The organism is Dyadobacter beijingensis DSM 21582 (assembly GCF_000382205.1).
Taxonomy (GTDB): Bacteria; Bacteroidota; Bacteroidia; order Cytophagales; family Spirosomataceae; genus Dyadobacter; species Dyadobacter beijingensis.
This window is the reverse complement of sequence record NZ_KB907789.1, coordinates 66124-87986: the sequence shown is the minus strand read 5'-3', so window position 1 is coordinate 87986 and position 21863 is coordinate 66124. Positions and strand designations below refer to the sequence as shown.

General features: G+C 51.8%; 13 protein-coding genes and 1 pseudogene. All 14 read left to right on the top strand.

Annotation, left to right across the window (positions count from 1 at the left end):
- Position 1: 1 nt before the first annotated feature.
- The 14 genes and pseudogenes from uxaC to H144_RS0118840 all read left to right on the top strand — a co-directional run bounded on the left by uxaC (position 2) and on the right by H144_RS0118840 (position 21861).
- On the top strand, positions 2-1381 hold the full coding sequence (gene uxaC, locus H144_RS0118905; protein WP_019943666.1) for a glucuronate isomerase: 1380 nt from the start codon (positions 2-4) through the stop codon (positions 1379-1381).
- A 4-nt stretch (positions 1382-1385) separates the two neighbouring features.
- Positions 1386-2219: an SDR family NAD(P)-dependent oxidoreductase gene (locus H144_RS0118900; protein ID WP_026350822.1), complete on the top strand. Its 834-nt coding sequence runs from the start codon at positions 1386-1388 to the stop codon at positions 2217-2219.
- 36 nt (positions 2220-2255) lie between these two features.
- Positions 2256-3032, top strand: coding sequence for an RraA family protein (locus tag H144_RS0118895; RefSeq protein ID WP_019943664.1), 777 nt, complete (start codon positions 2256-2258; stop codon positions 3030-3032).
- 131 nt (positions 3033-3163) lie between these two features.
- Positions 3164-4141 (top strand): mannonate dehydratase, encoded by a 978-nt coding sequence (locus H144_RS0118890; protein WP_026350820.1) that lies wholly within the window; start codon positions 3164-3166, stop codon positions 4139-4141.
- Between the two features lie 18 nt (positions 4142-4159).
- Positions 4160-6492: pseudogene (locus tag H144_RS33020) on the top strand (FAD-binding and (Fe-S)-binding domain-containing protein).
- A 134-nt stretch (positions 6493-6626) separates the two neighbouring features.
- Complete coding sequence (locus H144_RS0118880; protein WP_019943662.1) at positions 6627-7256, top strand: RNA polymerase sigma factor; 630 nt, start codon at positions 6627-6629, stop codon at positions 7254-7256.
- Positions 7257-7351: 95 nt separating this feature from the next.
- The gene (locus H144_RS0118875; protein WP_019943661.1) at positions 7352-8200 is read left to right on the top strand and encodes a FecR family protein; all 849 of its coding nucleotides are present in this window, start codon (positions 7352-7354) and stop codon (positions 8198-8200) included.
- A gap of 116 nt (positions 8201-8316) precedes the next feature.
- Positions 8317-11811: a SusC/RagA family TonB-linked outer membrane protein gene (locus H144_RS0118870; RefSeq protein WP_026350819.1), complete on the top strand. Its 3495-nt coding sequence runs from the start codon at positions 8317-8319 to the stop codon at positions 11809-11811.
- Between the two features lies 1 nt (position 11812).
- On the top strand, positions 11813-13648 hold the full coding sequence (locus H144_RS0118865) for a RagB/SusD family nutrient uptake outer membrane protein (protein ID WP_019943659.1): 1836 nt from the start codon (positions 11813-11815) through the stop codon (positions 13646-13648).
- Between the two features lie 42 nt (positions 13649-13690).
- Entirely contained in the window at positions 13691-16585 is a 2895-nt protein-coding gene (locus H144_RS0118860) for a SusC/RagA family TonB-linked outer membrane protein (protein WP_026350817.1), read from the top strand.
- A gap of 21 nt (positions 16586-16606) precedes the next feature.
- Positions 16607-18337: a RagB/SusD family nutrient uptake outer membrane protein gene (locus H144_RS0118855; RefSeq protein WP_026350816.1), complete on the top strand. Its 1731-nt coding sequence runs from the start codon at positions 16607-16609 to the stop codon at positions 18335-18337.
- A 32-nt stretch (positions 18338-18369) separates the two neighbouring features.
- Positions 18370-19431: an endo-1,4-beta-xylanase gene (locus H144_RS32200; RefSeq protein ID WP_169409410.1), complete on the top strand. Its 1062-nt coding sequence runs from the start codon at positions 18370-18372 to the stop codon at positions 19429-19431.
- A 33-nt stretch (positions 19432-19464) separates the two neighbouring features.
- Positions 19465-20802: a right-handed parallel beta-helix repeat-containing protein gene (locus tag H144_RS0118845; RefSeq protein WP_019943655.1), complete on the top strand. Its 1338-nt coding sequence runs from the start codon at positions 19465-19467 to the stop codon at positions 20800-20802.
- A gap of 9 nt (positions 20803-20811) precedes the next feature.
- Positions 20812-21861 carry a glycoside hydrolase family 28 protein gene (locus H144_RS0118840; RefSeq protein WP_019943654.1) on the top strand — a complete coding sequence of 350 codons (1050 nt, stop codon included), beginning with the start codon at positions 20812-20814 and terminating at the stop codon, positions 21859-21861.
- The last annotated feature ends 2 nt before the right edge of the window (positions 21862-21863 follow it).

The following is a 21863-nucleotide window of genomic DNA, read 5'->3' as shown; positions in this document are numbered from 1 at the left end:
TATGATCACGCCAGATTTTCTGTTGACCAACGATACCGCGAAGGCGCTTTTTGAAAGGGTTGCTGCGCTTCCGATCATTGATTTTCATAATCATATTGATCCCAAACCGCTTTCGGTCAATATGCGCTTTGAGAATATCTACCAGCTATGGGTACAGAATGATCCCTACAAGCACCGGGCTATGCGCATTTATGGCCTGCCTGAGGAGCTCATTACCGGGACTCAGACTTCCGATTACGAGAAATTTACCGCCTGGGCGCAGTGTATGATGCATACCGCGGGAAACCCGCTTTTTCACTGGTCGTGCATGGAGTTGCAGCGGGTATTCGGGATCAGCGCGCTGCTCAAACCGTCGAATGCACGGCAGATCTGGGAAATGGCGAACGCACTACTTGCCACCGACGGGTTCGGTGCACTGGATATCCTGAAACGGTTCAACGTGGAAATGCTTTGCACTTCGGATGATTTGCTGGATGAGCTGGCGCACCATGCGCTGCTTAAAGATCAGCAATCGGAGGTCAGCTGCCTGCCATCGCTGCGAGGCGACAGCATCCTAACGTTCCAGCCGGACTGGATTGCCAGGCTGCAAGCCATTTGCGAAGTTGAAATAACCAACCTGGAATCTTACAAAAATGCGATCATCAAGCGGCTTGATTTCTTTGATCTTGCTGGCTGTCTGCTCTCGGATCACTCGCTCGATTCCGGGTTCAAATATGTTACCACGCAGGAACCGGAGGCCAGCGCGCTTTTTGTCAAAGTCCTGCGTGGTCAAAGCCTGGGCCCGGAGCAATTGATAAGCTTACAATCGCATTTGCTCCATTTTCTCGGCCAGCAATATGCGAACAGGCGCTGGAAAATGCAGCTCCATATTGGTGCAAACCGTTTTACAAGTAGCAACCTGCGCAGAAGGCTCGGCGCGGCAGGAGGCTATGCCAGCATTGGAAACACAGTAGATGTGCATTCGGTTAGCCGGTTGCTAGATGATCTGGACATTCAAGACAATTTGCCCAAAACTATCCTTTATACCCTGAATCCAGCCGATAATGCGGTTTTTGCCTCGCTTACCGGCTCGTTTTCCGAAGATGGTGTGCGGGGGAAAGTTCAATTTGGACCGGCATGGTGGTACAACGATCATTACGAAGGCATCGCGGAGCAACTGGTCACGCTCAGCTCTTATGGTTTGCTCAGTACCAGCATCGGTTTTACGACCGACTCGCGCAGCATTCTTTCATTCAGCCGGCATGAATACTATCGGCGCATTCTCTGTAACCTGATTGGCACTTGGGCAGAAGACGGCAAGCTGCCCGACGACCTGGAATTTCTCGGGCAACTGGCAGCCGACATCAGCTATAACAACATCAAAACCTGGATCAAAAAATAACGAAATGGAAAGTCAAAAAATAGCGGTAGTGACCGGGGCGGGAGGTACGCTTTGCTCCGAAATGGCCCGTGACCTGGCGCGCAGCGGTTACCGGGTTGCATTGCTGGGGCGAAGCCTGGATAAACTTCAAATAGTTGAAAAGCAGATCGTTGATGCGGGCGGGATCGCAATTTCGGTCAGCACAGATGTCTCCAATGAAGAATCTGTCCGCGCCGCCGGGGACGTCGTTGAGCGAGAGCTGGGCATTTGCTCGGTGCTGATCAACGGCGCGGGCGGTAACCAGATGGACGCATTGACTAACACCACCGAATTCGACGAAAGGGAGCTGCTCGACGATGGTTCTGTCAAAGGGTTTTTTAACCTGAATATGGCTGTATTCCAAAGCGTGATCGACGTGAACACGATGGGAACAGTGATACCCAGCTTTGTTTTCGGACGTGGGATGGCCCGGCAAAAACAAGGCGTGATCATCAATATCGCCTCCATGAACAGCTTCCGCCCGCTGACCAAGGTAGGGGCCTATGGAATCGCCAAGGCGGGGATTGCGAATTTTACCCAATGGCTGGCGGCTTATCTGGCGCCGGCCGGGATCCGCGTGAATGCGATTGCGCCGGGTTTTTTCCTGAACGACCGAAGCAGGAAAATCATGTTCGACCAGGATGGAGCCAAGACCGCGCGGGCAGAAAATGTGCTGAGCCATACGCCGCAGAGGCGTTTCGGGGAAGCTGCCGAGTTGCTGGGCTGTATGAACTGGCTGATTAATGAGGAGGCGGCCGGGTTTGTAACGGGTATTATCGTGCCCGTCGACGGCGGTTTTTTATCTAATGCCGGTGTTTGATAAAATAATTAAAAAATCTAAACGAGGATAACTATTATGAGTACTGAGAAACACACAAACGGAAGCCAATCCGGTACCGACCAATACCGCAAAGAGGTGGGCATGATGAACCTGGAACGGTTTATCGCCGAACGGGAAACAATCTCCGATAAGCCCTTTCCGATACCTGACAACGAATTGTTGTCGCGCTTTGAGCAATTGTACACAGGGGCTGTCAATGATGTTTTGCGGGAGTTTTGCCTGCTGCATCAGGCGCTTCCCAACAGGATTGTGCCGCTACGCGAGTACCGCACTGTCGCTGGCCTCGCATTCACGGTGAAAAGCGCCCCCAATGCGAAGATTACCGGTGAAATGGAATTCCGCACCCAGATGCTGGATGCCATGCACGAGAATGCTTTCGTGATATGGGATTCCAGCAAGGACGAGCAGGCGACGATGTGGGGAGGGGTCATGACCGCGACTGCCAAGGGAAAGGGCATTAAAGCTGCCTGTCTGGACGGAGGCATACGGGATACCCACCAGATCCTGGAAGCAGATTTTCCTGTTTTTTACAAATACCGCCTTTCAAATGGAAGCCTGGGGCGTTGCCTGATCACCCATTTTCAAACGGTGATCCAGATCGACGACGTTACTATCAAACCGGGGGATGTGGTGCTCGGCGACATCGACGGCGTGCTGATCGTGCCTCGCGATATCGCCTACCAGGTGCTTTTGCGGGCCGAGGAAATCCGGCAAAATGAGAAACAGATTTTCGGCTGGGTTCATAGTGGCGAGTCAATCCACACCATTACCGAACGCGGGGGATATTTTTGAGGGGCCGTCGGTTTTCGGCCGTCGGCGATCGGCGTGCTTCATGATTATTTTCTGTTTGATGTTTTCTAATTGACAATTTCAAAGGTTAAAAGCTAACGGCCGACAGCCGATAGCCAATAGCCGACAGCCTTATGATCCTTTCGTTTTTATTTTTTGGAAATAAGCCGGATGAGAAATGGCAGCTTTGCCGGCAAATGGGCATTACCGATGCTATCGCGAAGCTGGCGCCTGAACTCACGGGCGATCCTGCGATCGACGATTACGAGTCTTTCGCCCGTTCGAAGGCAATCTTTGAATCCAACGGCTTTAAGCTCATCGGGCTGGAAGGCGACCAGTTCGACATGACGCGGATCAAACTCGGACTTGCCGGGCGGGAAAGAGACGTCGAGCGATATCAACGGATGCTGGAAAACATGGGCAGGCTTGGTGTCGGACTGCTATGTTACAACTTCATGGCCACTGGCTGGTACCGCACCGATATTAACCTGCCTGAAAGGGGCGGTGCGGTAGTGAGCGGCTTTTCACTTGAAAAGGCCAGGACCGAGCCTGTTTCAAAATTGGGGACATTCAGCGAGGATCAGATTTGGGATAATTATCACTGGTTTATCGAGCAGGTAATGCCGGTCGCTCAGGCAAATGGTGTGAAAATGGCCTTGCACCCTGACGATCCGCCGGTATCTCCATTGCACGGGATTAGCCGGATCCTGACCTCCGCCGATGCGATCAGGAAGGCATTGTCGTTTTCAGATAGCGCTTCACACGGCTTGACGTTTTGCCAGGGTACTTACACCACCATGAATGAGAACGTTCATGAGCTTATCCACGAATTTGGAAGGCAGCAAAAAATACATTTCGTACACATCCGTGATGTGACCGGCACACCCGAAAACTTTCGCGAGACATTCCATGATAACGGCCCGACAGATATGTTCAAGATGATCCGAGCATATCGTCAAGTTGGTTTTAACGGTCCGCTACGGTCGGATCACGTTCCTACGATGGCGGGTGAAAGCAATGCGCATTTTGGTTATGAAATGAAGGGAAACCTGTTTGGGATCGGGTATATCAAGGGATTGATGGACGCCGCGGTTTCGATAGAGAACTTTTGATGGTTTTTTAAAAAGCAAATGGCCTTGCTAGACTTTTCCAGATTACGTTCAGCGTTCGAAGGTGAGTTGTATTTCGACGATTCTACGCTCCATACCGCTCAGCGGGCAGTTTACGCCACCGACGCATCCGTTTACCAGGAAATGCCCGTCGCGGTAGCATTGCCGAAAACCGTGGAGGATATCCGCGCCCTGATCGATTTTGCCAAAGCCAACAGCGTGACATTGATCCCCCGCGCCGCGGGGACGTCGCTGGCCGGGCAGGTGGTAGGGAAGGGCATTGTAGTCGATATTTCGAAGCATTTCCGCAAAATCATCGAAGTGAATGCAGAGCAGAAGTGGGTACGCGTGCAACCGGGCGTGATCCGCGACGATCTGAACAAACATCTCGCTCCCTACGGATTGCTTTTCGGCCCTGAAACTTCGACAGCCAGCCGCGCGATGATCGGCGGGATGATCGGGAACAATTCGTGCGGGCTGCATTCGATCACCTGGGGCGCCACGCGCGATCATTTGCTGGAAGTGAAAGTACTGCTTTCCGATGGCTCGGAGGCCGTTTTCAGCGAGCAGACCATCGCTGATTTTACGAAAGAAATCCGCGAAAAGCAGATCAAAGGCCAGCGCCTGCAATCCATTCTCGCGGGCATGTTCGGGCTCATATCCAATCCTATTGACCAGGATTTAATTAAAAAGCAGTTTCCCAAACCGACCGTCACCCGCCGGAACTCGGGTTATGCACTGGATGCATTGGTGAGGAATTTTGAAAAAGGAAATATCAACCTGTGTAATCTCATAGCCGGTTCCGAGGGCACATTATGCTTTGTGACCGAGGCTAAAATCGCATTGGTAGATGGCCCGCCCGCGGCTGTGGGCGTCGTGTGCGTGCATACGAACTCGCTCGCGGAGGCGCTGCACGCCAACCGCGTGGCGATGGGCTACGATCCTAAGGCTTCTGAGCTGGTCGACAAATACATTATGGATTTCACTAAAAAACATAATGTGTATTCCCAAAACCGGTTTTTCATGCAGGGCGACCCCGCGGCGATGCTGATGGTGGAGTTTTGGGGCATTGCCAAAGAGGAAGTTGAGCAAAAAGCGGCTGCATTAATTGAACAACTAAAAGCTAAAAACCTCGGATATGCCTACCCGCTGTTGTTTGGGGATGATGCCAATAAGGCCTGGGATATTCGTAAAGCAGGTCTCGGGTTGATCCGTAACCTTCCGGGTGACACGCAGCCGGTTAACCTGATCGAAGATTGCGCCGTGGCCGTCGAGGATTTGCCCGCATATATTGAAGAATTGGAAGTTTTATTGGAAAAACATGGGTTACACGCGTCCTACTACGCGCACGCGGGAGCGGGCGAGCTGCACGTGGAGCCGATGATCAACCTCAAAACGAGCGAGGGGAAACAGCAATTCCGCGATGTACTGACCGATACGGCTGTTTTGGTGAAGAAATACAACGGCGCATTATCGGGCGAGCATGGCGACGGCCGGCTCCGTGGAGAATTCATTCCATTTATGATGGGAGAGGAAGTCTACGAAATGTTCAGGCAGGTGAAGCGCATCTGGGACCCGGATGGCGTTTTCAATGCCAACAAAATCGTGGATACGCCGCCGATGAACGAGTTTCTGCGCTATGGACAGGATAAACCTAGTCCGCAGATCGACACCGTATTCGACTTTTCGAGGCAGGAAGGCATTCTCCGCCTGGCCGAAAAGTGCAGCGGCTCAGGCGATTGCCGTAAAACGGAACTTACAGGCGGCACCATGTGCCCCAGCTACATGGCCACGCGCAGCGAGCGCGACACCACGCGGGCCCGAGCGAACATTCTGCGGCAGTACCTCACACCGGAAACTGCTGCTAATACCAGCCAGGAAATCGCGACGAGTATGTGGATTTGGTAGGCGAAAGCGACCGGCCTAATGCGCGGAAAATCGCCGAGAATGCAATGCTGTTCGAGGAGTTCATCGCGCGTGAAATCGATGCAAAACGCATTCAGAAAAGCACATTTGTCGGTAGAAATCAATTGATCAAGCTACATGGGCATTGCCACCAAAAGGCGCTTTCGACATTAACGGCTTCTAAAAAGGCGTTGCAATTGCCTGAGAATTACCATGTTCAGCTGATCCCGTCGGGTTGCTGCGGAATGGCGGGATCGTTTGGGTATGAGTGGGAGCATTTCGAAGTGTCGATGCAGATCGGGGAGCTGGTGTTGTTTCCAACTGTCCGGCAGCAACCCGAGGATGTGATCATCGCGGCCGCCGGGACGAGTTGTCGCCATCAGATCAAGGATGGTACCGGGCGCAAAGCCATGCACCCGGTCGAGATTTTATACGACGCGTTGGCGTGATTTAGACCTTAACTGTAAAATTGACAAGTATTATTTTAAAGTGCTAAGGGTAAAAGATTGAATACCCAGTCTTAGTAAAATATTCCTAAATAAAAGTAGTACGAGTCAATTACCAAGGCTAATCATTTCGCCCAATGATCCGTGACAGACTGACTTCACAAGAGAACCAATCTTTGTGGGACGAATTTCGTGCCGGTAATCCCGACGCATTTTCTCGTATTTACGAATTGTTTTCGGCTGACCTGTACCGTTACGGGTACAATCTGGTGCGCAATAAACAACTTGTCGAAGACTGCCTGCACGAGCTTTTCGTGCACATTTACAATACCCGTCAACGGATCGGGCCAACAGACAACATTCTATACTACCTGTATCGCTCGCTCCGGCGCCGGCTTACCGACTCGCTTGCCAGGTTGAACAAGTTCGATTCGGACGATTACATTTTTGAAGGGGCTGAATTTTTGGTCGAATCCTATGAAACCGAGCTCGTGGAAGAGCAAACGCTCGATCGTCAGAAGCAAATAATTATTGCCGAATTAAACCGGTTGCCGAAGCGTCAGCGCGAAATTCTCTACCTGGTATACATGAAAGGGCTTAGCTATGCCGAGGCGGGTGATGTGATGAACATCGCCATGAGCACCGTTTATAACACAGTAAATACGGCGCTCTCCACGCTGCGCTCTTTTGTTGCACAGCGCCTGGCCCGTGAAGGAATATCCATCGTTGTTACTGTCGCCGTGCTGATCAGTCTTCTGACGAGCTGACACGAAATTTTTGTTTTGAATAGGAAAAATGACAGACAGATACGTTTCACACTCAGGTAACTGATTTACACGTATTTGAAAACTAAAACCAGGATATGGAAGAGCAGGATCAACCACAGGATTACATCAAAGGCATTCACTTCAAAGAAACCTCACCCTCGCAGGCGGATCTGGCCCGGCTCAGAGGGCGGATCTGGAACGATATCCGGGAAAGCACACCCACGAAATCCTGGTGGAACCGGCCCTATTACGCGATCGCCGCCTCGTTGTCGTTGCTGGTAGTATCGGCATCAATAGCCTGGTGGGCGATGAGCCCAGCGCATTTTCATACCGCATATGGCCAGATCCGCAAGATTACGCTGGAAGACGGATCTGTGGTGACCCTGAATGCCAATTCAGACATTCGGGTAGCGAACAACCTGGCCGAAAGCGCCGTGCGGGAGGTGTGGCTGGAAGGAGAAGCCTATTTCGACATCGCCAAACGTAACGGTGCGAAGTTCATCGTACACACGCCCGAAGCGCAGGTGGAAGTACTCGGCACCGAGTTCAATGTCATGGCCCGAAGGCAAAACACGAAAGTGGTCTTGCACGAAGGCAAGGTAAAACTACATGCGGCAAATGCACCGGCTGTCGTGATGAAACCCGGAGATATGGCAACCGTCACCGAACGCAAAGAGCCCATTCGGCTGCAGTCGGTGAGGCCGGAGCTGTACGATTCCTGGAAAGAATCGATGGTCGTACTCGACGGTAAGCCGGTAGTGGAGATCACACAGATGCTGCTGGACAACTACGGAATAAGTGTGACGTTCGCCGATACGAACTTTCTGAGCAAAAAGCTGGATGGAAAACTGAGCCTGCAATCGACCGACGATTTCATTACCAACCTGGCGACTATTCTTGACCTGGAAATAGAAAAGCGCGGAAAAGACTACGTTTTCAGGTGAAAGGATTTAAATTAAAATAAATCAGAAAAAAGTCATAGAAAAAGCGGGAAAAGCGGGAGGGTCGCCTGTTTGACAGTTGCATGCGATACAAAATCACCCAATCATTGTTTTTGACTATGAAAAGACTTTTCCAGTGCTTCTCTATATCCATACTATCCCTTGGCATCGGGGATTTGGCCGGGGCGCCGCCCCGGCAGGCGATCGCGGCAGTGTTCGAGTATGACGTGCCGGTTCAGGACGAGGAAGGCGCCAATAGCGTGATCGTTTTCCTGAATAAGCTTGAATCCATTCATAACGTAAATTTCGTTTATCAAAGGGAGCTGATCGAAGGTAAGAATTTGCCATTCCCCATCGACGAGCATGGCGATGTCGAGAACATTCTTAAACGCATCCTGCCGCCGCTGAATTTAAAATACAAAAAACTGAAAGGGGGAGGCTACACCATCCTGCGCAGTAAAAACCCGAGAAGTAACGCGGAAGAGGTTTCTGATAGCAAATCGGCTTTTCGTGAAAACAGCAATCTGATGATGCTGCCGCGCCCGGCGACCTCGCAGAGCCCGGTAGCCAGTCCGCGTGTACTAACGGAAGAGACGGTTCGCGGCAAGGTGACCGACCAGATTACCGGGGAAGGCCTGCCCGGGGTGAATATCGTGTTGAAAGGAACCCAGAAAGGAACGACCACCGATGTGGACGGAAAGTTTTCGATCCAGGTGCCCGTTGAGGGTTCGGTGTTGATTTTCAGCTTTGTAGGTTACGAAAAGCAGGAGGTAGCTTTGAAGGACCTGTCTGAAATCAAAATTACAATGGTGTCCGACAACAAGTCGCTCGACGAAGTGATCGTGGTGGGATTTGGTACACAGAAAAAGATCAATGCAACCGGGGCTATCGCCACAATCGGAACCAAAGACTTGGTCCAATCACCGGTGGCTAATATCAGTAACTCGCTTGTTGGTCGCATGCCCGGGCTTTTCGCTACGCAATCTGGCGGTGAGCCCGGAAACGACGGTTCCAAAATCCGCATCCGCGGCGTGGGAACGTTTTCGGGCAATACAGACCCGCTGACGCTCGTGGACGGTATACAGGTCGACAACTACAATAACATTGATCCTAACGAGATCGAATCAGTAACAATTCTAAAAGATGCTTCCTCGACAGCTGTTTATGGTATCCGTGGCGCAAATGGTGTGCTGATCATTACGACTAAAAGGGGAAAGGTCGGACCACCAAAAATCAGCTATACCTTCAACCAGGGTTTCAACTCATTTACCGGTATGCGGGAGATGATGAACAGTGCGGATTACGCCACGCATTTCAACGAGGCTTTGCAAGCGGACTCGTATGTAACGGGTAACGTATATACACCTAAGTATACTTCCGAGGATATCGAACTTTACCGCAATGGCCAGGACCCCGTGTTTCACCCGAATGTCAACTGGCCGGATGTCATGTTTAAGAAGACTTCCCTGCAATCCCAGCACAATGTAAGTATCAGTGGGGGGACCCAAAAGGTTCGCTATTTCGTCTCTGCGGGACTTTTTAATCAGGAAGGTTTATTCAAGGACACCAAAGGAATTACAGATGCGTTCTCCCCTCAATCCGTTTTCAGAAGATATAATATCCGCTCCAATTTCAATTTTGACCTGACTAAACGGCTGAAAATGTCGCTGGACCTTTCCTCGCAGACCGAAACGCGCAGCGGTAATAACGGTACCAATACTGAACGAGTGGTAGGTGACGTATTTCGGGCCAGTCCACTGGAGACGCCGGGCATCGTTGACGGGAAGGTGGTCAATATTTTCACTGGCTCTCGCAATAATCCATATGTTTCGCTATTGTATCCGAACGCGGCAGGAGGTTTGAAACGGTCTTACCGAAACTACCTGAACGGGAATTTCCGACTTGACTACGATCTCGGTTTTCTGCTGGATGGGCTATCAACGCATGGTAATGTGGCGGTCCAGACCTACAACGACCAACAGATCACCAATACCAAGACACTCATTACATACCTGGCCACACGCCTGCCCGACGGTACGATCAACTATGTACCATCGACGACCGATGCGCAATTCGGTTTTTCGCAAACCGGACGTTACAATCGTAGAATCACGGCTGAATTTGGTATAGATTATAAGAAGAGCTTCGGAAAGCATAGCATTACTGCGCTGGCGCTTTACAATCAGCAAAAGACCTTCGATCCGACATTGGCATTTCTTGTCCCCAAAGGCTATCAGAGCTTTGTCGGCCGGATAACTTACGACTACGGAGGCAGGTATCTGGCCGAAGTGAACGTGGGCTACAACGGCACCGAGAACTTTGCGCCCGGAAAGCGATTCGGCTTTTTTCCGGCCTATTCGCTGGGATGGGTAGCGAGCCAGGAGTCGTTCTTCCCGAAGAACGAGGTGGTGACTTTTCTGAAAATCAGGGGTTCCTATGGCGAGGTAGGGAATGACAATATCGGTGGTACCCGCTTTCTCTACCGTCCCACAAGCTATTCCAGTGTTCAGAATATTTACTATTTTGGAAATGTGGGTTCAACCTATACCGGCTACACGGGCATCCGCGAGGATGCGACCGGCAATCCGGATGTAACCTGGGAGCGTGCCGTGAAGCAGAACATCGGTATCGAGGCTTTCTTCTGGAAAGACAGGATCAAATTCACGGCTGATCTTTTCAGTGAAGAGCGGAGCGACATTCTCGCCGCCCGTCAGTCGATATCATCCATATCCGGATTGTCGCAGCCCGCAAGCAATCTTGGGAAAATGCAGAACAAGGGTTTCGAAGCAGATATCTCGTATTCCGGCAATATCGGTCAGTTAGGTTACCGGGTGGGGGCCAATTACAGCTTTGCACGCAACAAGGTGCTTTTCCGCGATGAAGTACCCAATGCCTATGCTTACCAGAACCGCACGGGCCAGCGGCTGGGGCAGAACTTCGGTCTGATCGCCCAGGGGCTTTACAATACCTGGGACGAGGTTAATGACCCATCCCGACCGGTATACTCGTATTCCAACAACAAAATACAGCCAGGGGATATCCGCTACAAAGATTACAATGGGGATGGTGTGATCAACGATTTCGACGCAGTGCCTATCGGATTCTCAAACCTTCCTGAAAAGACTTTCGGTGCATCATTCGGATTGAATTACAAGGGTTTTGACGTATCGGTGCTTTTCCAGGGCGTAGGTAATGTCTCGCATTATTACACGCGTTTTCAACGCGGTACGGGCTACGGCCAGGCGCCGCCTGAGGGATCGGCCAGCTATATGAACGAAAGCTGGACCGCCGAGCGCTATGCAGCCGGGTTACCCATCAAATTCCCCCGGTTTTCTGTGAATGCCAACCCGAACGAAGTTGGTTCGTCCTACTGGTTGGCCGATGCGAGTTACATGCGCCTGAAAAATGCTGAAATCGGCTACCGGTTTGAAGAGGGCATTCTGAGAAAGCTGGGCATCAGTTCCTGCCGGATCTACGTCAATGCGAACAACCTATTAACCTGGAAGAAAATGTACCAGGGCATCGACCCGGAAAATACCGCCACAGGCGACACCAACACGGAACCCTACCCATTGGTCAGGACGATCAATGCGGGCCTTAACCTCAATTTCTGACATGATGATGAAAAAGATATATCTGCTTTTTGCCATAGCGTGCTGCATTTGTGCGGCGTCCTGCCAACATGAATTTCTCGACAAGGCGCCCGGCGTCGATTTGACGGAAGACAATGCATTTCGCGATAAGGCCAGTCTTGAAATTTTCATGGCTACGATTTACAGATATGGCATGCATTCCAATTTCCGCTACCGGTTGCAAGGTGAAACAGTGGTTTCAGGGCAGCCCAATGCGTACACGCCATTTTCCCAGGTAAATTCGACAGACGTCATTCATCCGAGTTCGAGCATCAGCGATGAAGGAGACGCGTCCGAAGCCTCTTTCGTGCATTCGAACCGATGGAATGAAGGAATGGTGTTGCCCAATAACATTGTTAACCTGGAAGACTACCGGTATTTCATCCGCTGGATCGCATTGCGGCAGATCAACCTGGTAATCAAGCGGATCAATGAGGTGCCCGATGCGGATGAGACTTACAAAAAGCAGATCGTTGCGGAAGTAAAGTTGATCAGGGCGCTGAATTACATGGAAATGCTCAAACGATATGGCGGTGTGCCCATTGTCGACCAGGTTTTTCAGCCCGGCGAAAAGATCGAGGTGCCCAGGTCTACTTTTGAAGCCTGTGTTACATTTATTTTGAAGGATATTGAGGATGCGTTCCCAAATCTGCCGGGCAGCTATTCGGCATCCCAGACCGGTCGGGTAACTTCGGTGGCTGCATTGGCATTGAAATCAGAAGTACTGCTGTATGCAGCCAGCCCGCAGTTTAACACAGCAACACCCGTAGTGGCGATGGGCAATGCAGCAGATAACAAGTTGATCTGCTACGGTAATTTCGATGCTGGTCGCTGGAAACTCGCCGCAGACGCTGCCAAACAAGCATTGGACCTGGCGCTGGCCAATGGGTACGGGCTGATCGACGAGGTGGCCAACCGTAACCCCGCCGAACAGGATAACGGAACACCGGGGCCGCTTGGTAACTACCGGGCCTCCTGGGAAACGACCAATAACAAAGAGCTGATCCTGATGTACCAGGGAGGTGCTGCGGCTGCCGGGGGAATCACCAACATAGGCAATGCCCCGATGACGTTCTGGAACCCGTCGTGTTTTGGATCGTTTTGGAGCGGGATCTCGGTACCATTGAATTTTATCAAAAAATATGAAAAGATAGATGGGACGCCCCAGTCCTGGGATGCAGCCGGAGGAACGGATCTGATTGCCAAATACGCCCAGCTGGATCCGCGCTTCAAGCAGACGATGTCCTACACCAATGGCTACTATACGGCAAGGGATCCGATCGCACAGATTTACAGTGGCGGGAAGGACTATGTGAATTGCAAGGGAGGGATTTGGCTGCGCAAGTACATCCCCAGAAATGCGACAAGCGGCAATTTCGTGATGAACGATGTTCTTTTCAGAGTTAATGAGCTGTATCTGAATTATGCCGAGGCATTAAACGAAGCCTCCGGTCCGGTGAAGGAGGCCTATGCCGCGGTCAATGCGATCCGAAACCGCTCGGGCATGCCCGACCTGCCGGCAGGGCTGACCAAAGAGCAATTCCGAGAGCGCGTACGCAACGAGATCGCAGTGGAACTGGTGAACGACGACCACCGCTTTTGGGATGTGAAACGATGGCTGATCGCCGATCAGGAAGGGGTGATGACGGGCGCATTCCAGGGTTTGCAGATCACACGGTCGGGCGAAGCGGGCAACTACAAGTTCGGCTGGAAGCCCTATACTTTCGAAACCCGCACTTTTCACAAAAAGATGTACCTGCATCCATTTCCGCAGGCTGAGGTAATGAAAGGAAATCTCACCCAGAATCCCGGTTGGTAAGCCACCTGCATGATCAGTTACCCTACAAACAGCAAACAACTTATGAAAATAGCTTTTATATTTAAAACGTGCCTGGTGCTCGTGCCGCAGGTGCTATGCCTGCCGCTGCTCGCGCAACGTGCGGAAAAAGCCGATACGGTGGTCGTTGATCCTGAATCTGCTGCCGTTCAGATCGGTTACGGCACACAACCCGCGCAACACATTACCAGCGCCATCTCGACGGTGCAGGGTACGAGCCTGGAAAAGAATTTTACCCTAAACCTGGGTAATACCTTGTACGGCAGGTTACCCGGGCTGACCGTCAGTCAGGGCGGGTCTGAGCCGGGAGCTTCCACGCCGGGACTTTTTGTGAGAGGGGTCAACACGATCGGCGGAGCGGCTACTGCGCCCCTGTATGTGATCGACGGCTTTATCAGCAACGGTAGCGGCCCTTCCAATGCGCTAATGCAGCTGATGCCGGAGGAGATTGAATCCGTTTCGGTCCTGAAAGATGCGTCCGCGACGGCGATCTACGGTGCCCGAGCGGCCAATGGCGTGGTGCTGATCACAACCAAAGCAGGCCGGAGCGGCCCTTTGAAAGTATCCTTTACCACCAAGCAAGGATTCAACCAGGCGCAGTATCTCCCCAAATTCCTGGATTCTTACCAATACGCTTCGCTCTTTAATGAAGCATTGCGCAACGACGGGCTTGCAGAAAGGTATAGCCAGGCCGACCTGGACGCATACCGGACAGGCGCCGACCCTTACTTTCATCCGAATGTGAACTGGTACGACCAGGTTTTGCGAAAAATCGCCCCGGCATCTTCCTACAATCTCAATTTCAGTGGAGGGGATAATTATGTGCGGTATTATGTGATGCTCAATGCGCTCAACAGTCAGGGGTTGTTCAAAAAATTCGGTGATCAGAACGAGGAGAGTTCCAACTCGAAATATTCCCGCTACAATTTCCGCACTAATCTGGATATCAACCTGACCACCCGGCTTTCGGCGCAGTTCAAGATCGCGGGGGCTTTGGAGCAGACGATGAATCCGAATAATTACACGACCGGGGGCACATTCAGCCTGCTGGCCTCGTTGCCCCCCAATGCATTCCCTGTTTACAATCCCGACGGCAGTTTTGGCGGGAGTTCATTGTATGCCAACCCGGTAGGCAATATGCTTGCGACGGGTTTTTACAAGAACAACTCGCGCACGATCCTTTCTTCGTTGAAACTCACCGAGCAGCTCGATATGCTCACGCCGGGTTTGAGCGTTTCTGCCGCGGTTTCCATCAACAATTACTTCGAATCGGGCTCGCAGAAAAGCAAGCAATATCCCCGTTTTGCTATTTCAAAAAACGATGCGGGCGAAACGGTTTACGGTCCGGCGATCGGCCAGCTGACCTCCCTGGTAGGCAGTGAAATAACACTTGACCAGTACCGCAACCTCATTTTCCAGGGTTCGCTCGACTACAAGCGGTCATTCGGAAAAAGTGATCTGTCTGGTATGTTGCTGTTCAGCTCCGATAACGTCACGCTCTTCGGATCGAGCGCCGAGCCGGGCACGCCTTCGGCCAACTCCACCGACCCCTATAAGCACAATGCGGCTTCCGGAAGACTTTCCTACGTTTACAACAACAAGTACATCGCGGGTTTCTCGGCCTCGTATATGGGCAGCGAGAGCTTTCCTGAGGGCAAGCGCTACGGGTTTTTCCCGGCGGGTTCATTGGGCTGGATCGCTTCAAACGAAGGTTTTATGAAGCAAGTGAAAGCCATCGACTTCCTGAAACTCCGCGGCTCGTATGGGTTGACCGGGAATGACCTCATCGCCGGACTCGGCCTTTCGGGACGATACGCTTATATGCCGACCTACGGCGGTGCGGGCTACTTTTTCGGAACGGGAAACAATGGTGCGGGAGGATATGCCGAAATCAATATCGCCAACCCGAACCTGACCTGGGAGAAGGAGAAAATGCTGAACCTGGGCATGGATGCAACAATTTTCAAGCGGTTGGATATTGCGTTCGATTATTTCAAAAGGGACCGCTACGACATTCTGGTAGCCTCCAACGCTACCATGCCGCAGTTTACCGGCATTCCCACCCCGAACCTCAACCAGGGTAAAACCCGCTCGGCCGGTTTTGAACTTGCATTGCGCTTCAACAGCAGGAAGGATGCCGCACTCGGGTACTTTCTGGAAGGGAATGTGTCTTACTTCAAAAACAAGATCGTATTTAATGCGGAGGCATTACAGTTCAATAAGGAGTTGTACGCGACCGGCAGGCAGATCGGCCAGCCGCTGGGTCTGAAAGCCATCGGTTTTTACAGCCAGCAGGACATTGAAAAGCGCCTTGCTGATCCGAAGAGTGTGCCCGGTGTGCTCACCGAAGTGATCCGCGCGGGCGACATCAAATATGAGGATGTGGGCGGCGCCGACGGTAAGCCTGACGGCATTATCGACGGTAACGACAGAGTCGCGATCGGAAAGCCAGGCCTGCCCAATTTTACCGCCGGGCTTCATGGCGGGCTTCGCTACAAAGGTTTCGATCTGGACCTGGTGTTTCAGGGTGTAAGCGGTAACACGGTTTACCTGGGTGGCAATTACTTTCACGCATTCCAGGCCAATGGGCAAGTTGCTGCGATTGCTGAGGGACGCTGGACAGAGCAAACGGCCTCGTCGGCTACCTATCCGCGATTATCTTCCAAGGATAACCTGAACAACTACCAGTTCTCTTCGTTTTGGCAGCGTAACGGCAGCTTTGTGAAACTGCGCAGTGCGGAGATCGGTTACACGCTGCCGACTCCTGTCTCGGATAAGCTGCGGCTGGAAACCATCCGGTTTTTTGTGAACGGGACAAACCTGTTTTCATGGGACAAGGTGCCCTACGGCGATCCCGAATCCTTGGCGGGCTACCCGGTCACGCGCACAATCACGGCAGGTTTCAGAATCCAGTTGTAAGTTTTTCAAATCAGACAGCGAATGAAAAGATATATTCAAATACTAACGGCCGTTATGCTCGTCATCACCACCGCCTGCCAGGACCTTGACAGGGAGTTTGTGACCTCTATCGGTAAAAACGAGATCGAGCAATCGTTTACCAATGTCCAGGCCATGCTCACTTCCATTTACGCTGACCTTCCCGACGGAACGGTGTACATCGGGGGCGCGGCCATGATGGCCTCAGCCTCGGACGAATCAGAATTTACTACCGAAAATAACGCCGTGCAGGCTTTCAACAGCGGAAGCTGGAATGCGATCAATAACCCCGACCCGGTTTGGGGAACCTATTACCGCGGTATCCGCAAGGTGAACCAGTTTTTACTATCGACGGGCGACATTAACCTGGACCCGTGGAAACTGGACCCTTCACCCTCCGCGCAGGCAGTGTACAAAACAAACCTGGCGGCCATTAATCGCTGGAAATATGAAGCCCGTTTTCTCCGCGCGTTCTTTTACTTCGAGCTCGTCAAACGCTATGGAGGTGTGCCGCTGATCAACAACGTGTTTACGCTCGAGGACGACTACACGAAAGTGAGCAGGAATTCGCTCGACGAATGTATCCGCTTTATCGCCTCGGAATGCGATTCGGCAGCCAGCCAGCTTCCATTGAATGGTTCGACAGCCCCATATGTTGCCGGAACGGACTTGGGAAGGGTTACCAAAGTTGCTGCGCTGGCCCTGAAAAGCAGGGTTTTGCTCTACGCTGCCAGTGATTTGTTCAATACCCCGGGATGGGCGGGTGGTTATTCCAAACCCGAATTGATCGCATTGCCGGCAGGAGATCGTAAAGCCCGCTGGAAAGCGGCGGCCGATGCGGCGAAGGCGGTTATCGATGCGGACGCGTTACCAAACCTAGGCAACTACAAGTCGCTTTTCAATACCTTTAATAACAACGAGATCATCTTTACGCGCCGCAATGGGGCCAGTAACCAGTTCGAGAAAAATAATTCGCCAATCGGGTTTAACCTCGGGCTTAGCGGGAATACGCCGTCGCAGGACCTGGTGGATGCTTATGAAGTGAAAGTAGATGCTGCCACAGCCGTGAAGTTCAACTGGAGCGACCCGGCCATGGCAGCCAACCCCTATGCCAACCGCGACCCTCGACTGGGCATGTCGATCGTAACCAACAACAGCACATTCGGCACCCCGCAACGAAAAGTCCAGCTATGGACGGGCGGGCTCGATGCAAGACCAATCGTCAACGCTTCCCGGACGGGTTACTATTTACGCAAATACCAGATCGAAAGCCTGAACCTGCTCAACGGGAACACGGGTGTACACAGCTGGATCATCATCCGGTATCCTGAAATTTACCTGAACTATGCCGAGGCGCTCAATGAATCGGAGCCGGGGAATGCCGAAATTAAAAAGTATGTCGATATGGTGCGTGCCAGAACGGGCGTGGCTATGCCGCCGCTTCCAGCCGGTTTATCGCAAACTGAAATGCGGGAGCGTATCCGCAATGAACGGCGCGTAGAATTCGCCTTCGAAGACCACCGCTTCTGGGATGTACGCCGCTGGATGATTGCTGAAAATGTGTTGGCTCAGCCACTGCGCGGCGTCACCGTGAACAGGGTGAACGACAGCACGTTTACCTACAAGGCAGTCAAAGTGGAAGACCGCGTCTTTACTTCCAGGATGTACCTCTATCCAATCCCGCAAGGTGAAATCAGTATTTCTAATGCATTGATACAGAACCCAATGTGGTAGTAGTGGCTCTTATTAAAAGCAAATATATGTTTTTGAAAAACACAATCATTTTGTCGGGTTTGGCTGCATTTATTCAGGTGAACGCGCAGCAGACGGTTATGCCTAAACTGAAAGATGCCGCTGCTTTCCCGGTCGCATTCGCTATTGACCCCGTGCGCGTGAGGACCAACGACTTATTCCGTCGCACGGTACTGGAACATGCCGACGGGATCACGGCCACCAACTGCATGAAGCCCAGCCGTATCAGCAGGCAAAAAGGAACCTTCGACTTTGCGGAGGCCGACGAGCTCATCGCTTTCGCGCAGGCGAACGGCAAGCGCGTCCACGGCCATACGCTGGTTTGGTATATCGATACTGCCCCCGCGTGGATGAAGCAGATCCGCGATTCGACCCAGCTGGAAAATGTCTTGAATGGCTATATTCGAACAGTAGGCTCACATTTCAAAGGCAAAGTAGCTTCGTGGGACGTCGTCAATGAAGCATTCGATAATAAGACCGGCGCAATCCGAACCGACAGCATCGGCCATAACGGGAAAACGAACCTGAACCTGGGGCGCATTCTCGGAAAGGATTATGTGGCCAGGATGTTTCAGTATGCTCATCAGGCCGATCCCGGCGCGCTGCTGTTTTATAACGAGTATGGCCAGGAAACCAACCCAGCCAAGCTAGATGCGGTCATCGGTATGGTAGCAGATTTTAAGAAGCGGGGTATTCCCATTCATGGTCTCGGCTTGCAAATGCATATCAATATCGACACGCCGGACGCGGGAATTGAACACGCATTGAGAAAGTCGTCGGAGACGGGCCTGATGGTACACATTTCGGAGCTGGACATTTCGATGAACACGGCCAAGACTAAACCGTTTAAGCCTACTGCCGAGCAACTGGAAGCCCAGTACCGTAAATACCGATTTGTGGCCGATGCTTATAAGCGGCTGGTACCCAAAGCGCAGCAGTTTGGTATCACTACTTGGGGCATAGCCGACGCCGACAGCTGGATTCCCGGATTTTGTAGCTGCGAGGATTACCCGCTGCTCTTCGACCAGGGCTATCAACCCAAAAAAGCATTGACCGGCTTTGTAGAGGGGCTGTAAGGAAGTTTTTCAGATTTTAATTCAATCCATATCATGAAACTGAGCATACTCAGCTTGCTCGCAATTCTCTCTTTGGGGGAATTGCGGGCGGAAAAATACTATGTGTCACCCGCAGGGAAGGACAGTAACGACGGCAAATCGGAAGCAAGAGCATTTAAAACCGTCCAGAAAGGGGCCGACGTAGCCGGACCCGGAGATACGGTCTTTATACTGAGCGGGACTTATGACAGCAAATCCGGCGTGCTGCTGAATATTCAGAATTCGGGCACCGCCGATGCCTATATTACCATCAAGGCATTGCCGGGACACAAGCCCAGATTTACCGCATCGGGGAATGTCTGGAATGCCGTTTCGATCAATGGCTCGTACGTTGTCCTGGATGGGATCGAGCTAGCCGGCAACAATGCTAACCTTACCTACGAAGGTGCCATGGCAGCTTATAACCATCATCTGTCCGGGGGAAAGGATTATGTCAGTTATGCAGCATTCAACACCAATGCCATTACCATCGGCGGGCCGAAAGCGGAGTCGAAATTTCCGCATCATGTAGCGGTACGCAATTGCCGCGTGCATGATTTTCCCGGTGGAGGCATCAACGCAATCCAGGCCGACTATGTGACTATCGAAGACAATGTTGTCTATAACAATGCGTGGTATATGATGTACGCGGGCAGCGGGATCAGCATTCTCACGCCATTTAACAGTGACCGGCAGACCGGCTACAAGAATTTCATTCGCAACAACGTCGTGAGCGGCAACAAAACGACCGTGCCCTGGATTCAGCTCAAACGACTTAGCGACGGCAACGGAATTATCATCGACGTAAACCAGCACGCCTACCATCATCAGGATGCGGCCGCGCCCAGCGCGGATGAAGCGTATACCGGCCGCACGTTAGTCGAAAACAATGTGAGTTTTAACAATGGCGGCTCGGGTATCCATTCATTCAAGGCCGATCACGTCGATATCATTAATAACACCGCCTACCACAACGGAACGGTGATGAACTACCCGGATATTTTTACCAACCAATGCAACGATGTGAGTATCATCAACAATATCATGTACGCCCGCGATGGCGGCCAGTGCAATTCGAAGCCGAAAAACCCGACCGAGACTTACGCTTTTAACGTGTATTTCAATGGACAGGTGGGTTATATGGGCGAAGGTGATATCGAGGCTGATCCTCAATTTATCAAACCGTCGACGGATCGCGGGTCGGCCGACTTCCAACTGAAAAGCACTAGCCCGGCCGTCAATCAGGGGAACAAAAAAGCGGGCGGTTTCAGTGCAAAGGACATCCTGGGAATTGCCAGGCCGAGGGGAGCCGCGCCTGATCGCGGCGCGTATGAATGTACTACCTGCCTTTAATGGACCAATATGAGAAGCCTCTTTCTTTTTTGCGTTTTATGTCTTTTCGCGTATGCCCATGTAAGCGCGCAGCAATACAATATCCTAGATTTTGGAGCTAAAACCGACACTACATTCCTGAATACGAGGGCGATCCAGGCGGCGATCGATCAATGCCATGCCAAAGGCGGCGGGGAAGTGATCGTGCCGGCTGGTCGCTATTTTACTGGGACCATTTTGCTTAAATCCAACGTATACCTGAACCTGCTGCCGGGCGCGGTTTTGCAGGGGAGCTATGCTCCGGAGGATTACGCCGACTACACGATCCGGGACGCGCAAAAGTTTGGCACCATTACCCATAATGGCTTGTATGTGGAAAGCATGAAGGCGCTCGTCATCGCAGATAAGGCGATCCGCACAGGCATCACGGGCGCGGGCACCATACGTGGCGCAGGGGACGGAAAGGCTTTCCAGCTAGGGATTAACAAAGATGGGCGGCCTAAAAACCTGTTTTTCATCGGATGTACCGATGTTTTGCTCAAAGGTGTCCAGGTATTGAACTCCGCGCAGATCACCATCTCCATTTCTGGCTGCGAACGGGTGAATATCGATGGCATCTACCTGAGAAGTATGACCAACTGGAATTGCGACGGTATCGACGTGGATGCGCGGGATGCGACGATTTCCAACTGCATGATCGACGCTGAAGACGATGCGCTATGTTTTAAAAGCGAATACCTGGGCAAACTCTGCGAGAATATCACCGTTCCGATCGGTGTCAGCGTCGAAATGGCTAAGACGTTTCCTGTTTCACCGGCGGAAAATGTAAAAGGCTATCCGGAAAACCGTCTCACTTTTGGTACGAGGCTGCCGGCGAGTGGATTCCACATCCGGCATGCCAAAGGAGTCACATTGGCGGATATTTCCCTGAATTTCCCGGTAGAAGAGGCCCGTCCGGCATTTGTAATGGATGATGCGGAGCGCATTGATTTAAAGGATATTAGACTCAATGGCGAAAGGCGCAGAAATAAAAAGGGAATGATCAGAGAAATAGCCAGCACGGATATATCGGTAAATTAACG

Excerpts from the sequence above, each read along its gene's own strand:
- H144_RS0118890 (WP_026350820.1), top strand. The coding sequence starts at position 3,164 with ATGATCCTTTCGTTTTTATTTTTTGGAAATAAGCCGGATGAGAAATGG.
- uxaC (WP_019943666.1), top strand. The coding sequence starts at position 2 with ATGATCACGCCAGATTTTCTGTTGACCAACGATACCGCGAAGGCGCTT.
- H144_RS0118855 (WP_026350816.1), top strand. The coding sequence starts at position 16,607 with ATGAAAAGATATATTCAAATACTAACGGCCGTTATGCTCGTCATCACC.
- H144_RS0118840 (WP_019943654.1), top strand. The coding sequence starts at position 20,812 with ATGAGAAGCCTCTTTCTTTTTTGCGTTTTATGTCTTTTCGCGTATGCC.
- H144_RS0118870 (WP_026350819.1), top strand. The coding sequence starts at position 8,317 with ATGAAAAGACTTTTCCAGTGCTTCTCTATATCCATACTATCCCTTGGC.
- H144_RS0118880 (WP_019943662.1), top strand. The coding sequence starts at position 6,627 with ATGATCCGTGACAGACTGACTTCACAAGAGAACCAATCTTTGTGGGAC.
- H144_RS0118895 (WP_019943664.1), top strand. The coding sequence starts at position 2,256 with ATGAGTACTGAGAAACACACAAACGGAAGCCAATCCGGTACCGACCAA.
- H144_RS0118900 (WP_026350822.1), top strand. The coding sequence starts at position 1,386 with ATGGAAAGTCAAAAAATAGCGGTAGTGACCGGGGCGGGAGGTACGCTT.
- H144_RS0118845 (WP_019943655.1), top strand. The coding sequence starts at position 19,465 with ATGAAACTGAGCATACTCAGCTTGCTCGCAATTCTCTCTTTGGGGGAA.
- H144_RS0118860 (WP_026350817.1), top strand. The coding sequence starts at position 13,691 with ATGAAAATAGCTTTTATATTTAAAACGTGCCTGGTGCTCGTGCCGCAG.
- H144_RS0118875 (WP_019943661.1), top strand. The coding sequence starts at position 7,352 with ATGGAAGAGCAGGATCAACCACAGGATTACATCAAAGGCATTCACTTC.
- H144_RS0118865 (WP_019943659.1), top strand. The coding sequence starts at position 11,813 with ATGATGATGAAAAAGATATATCTGCTTTTTGCCATAGCGTGCTGCATT.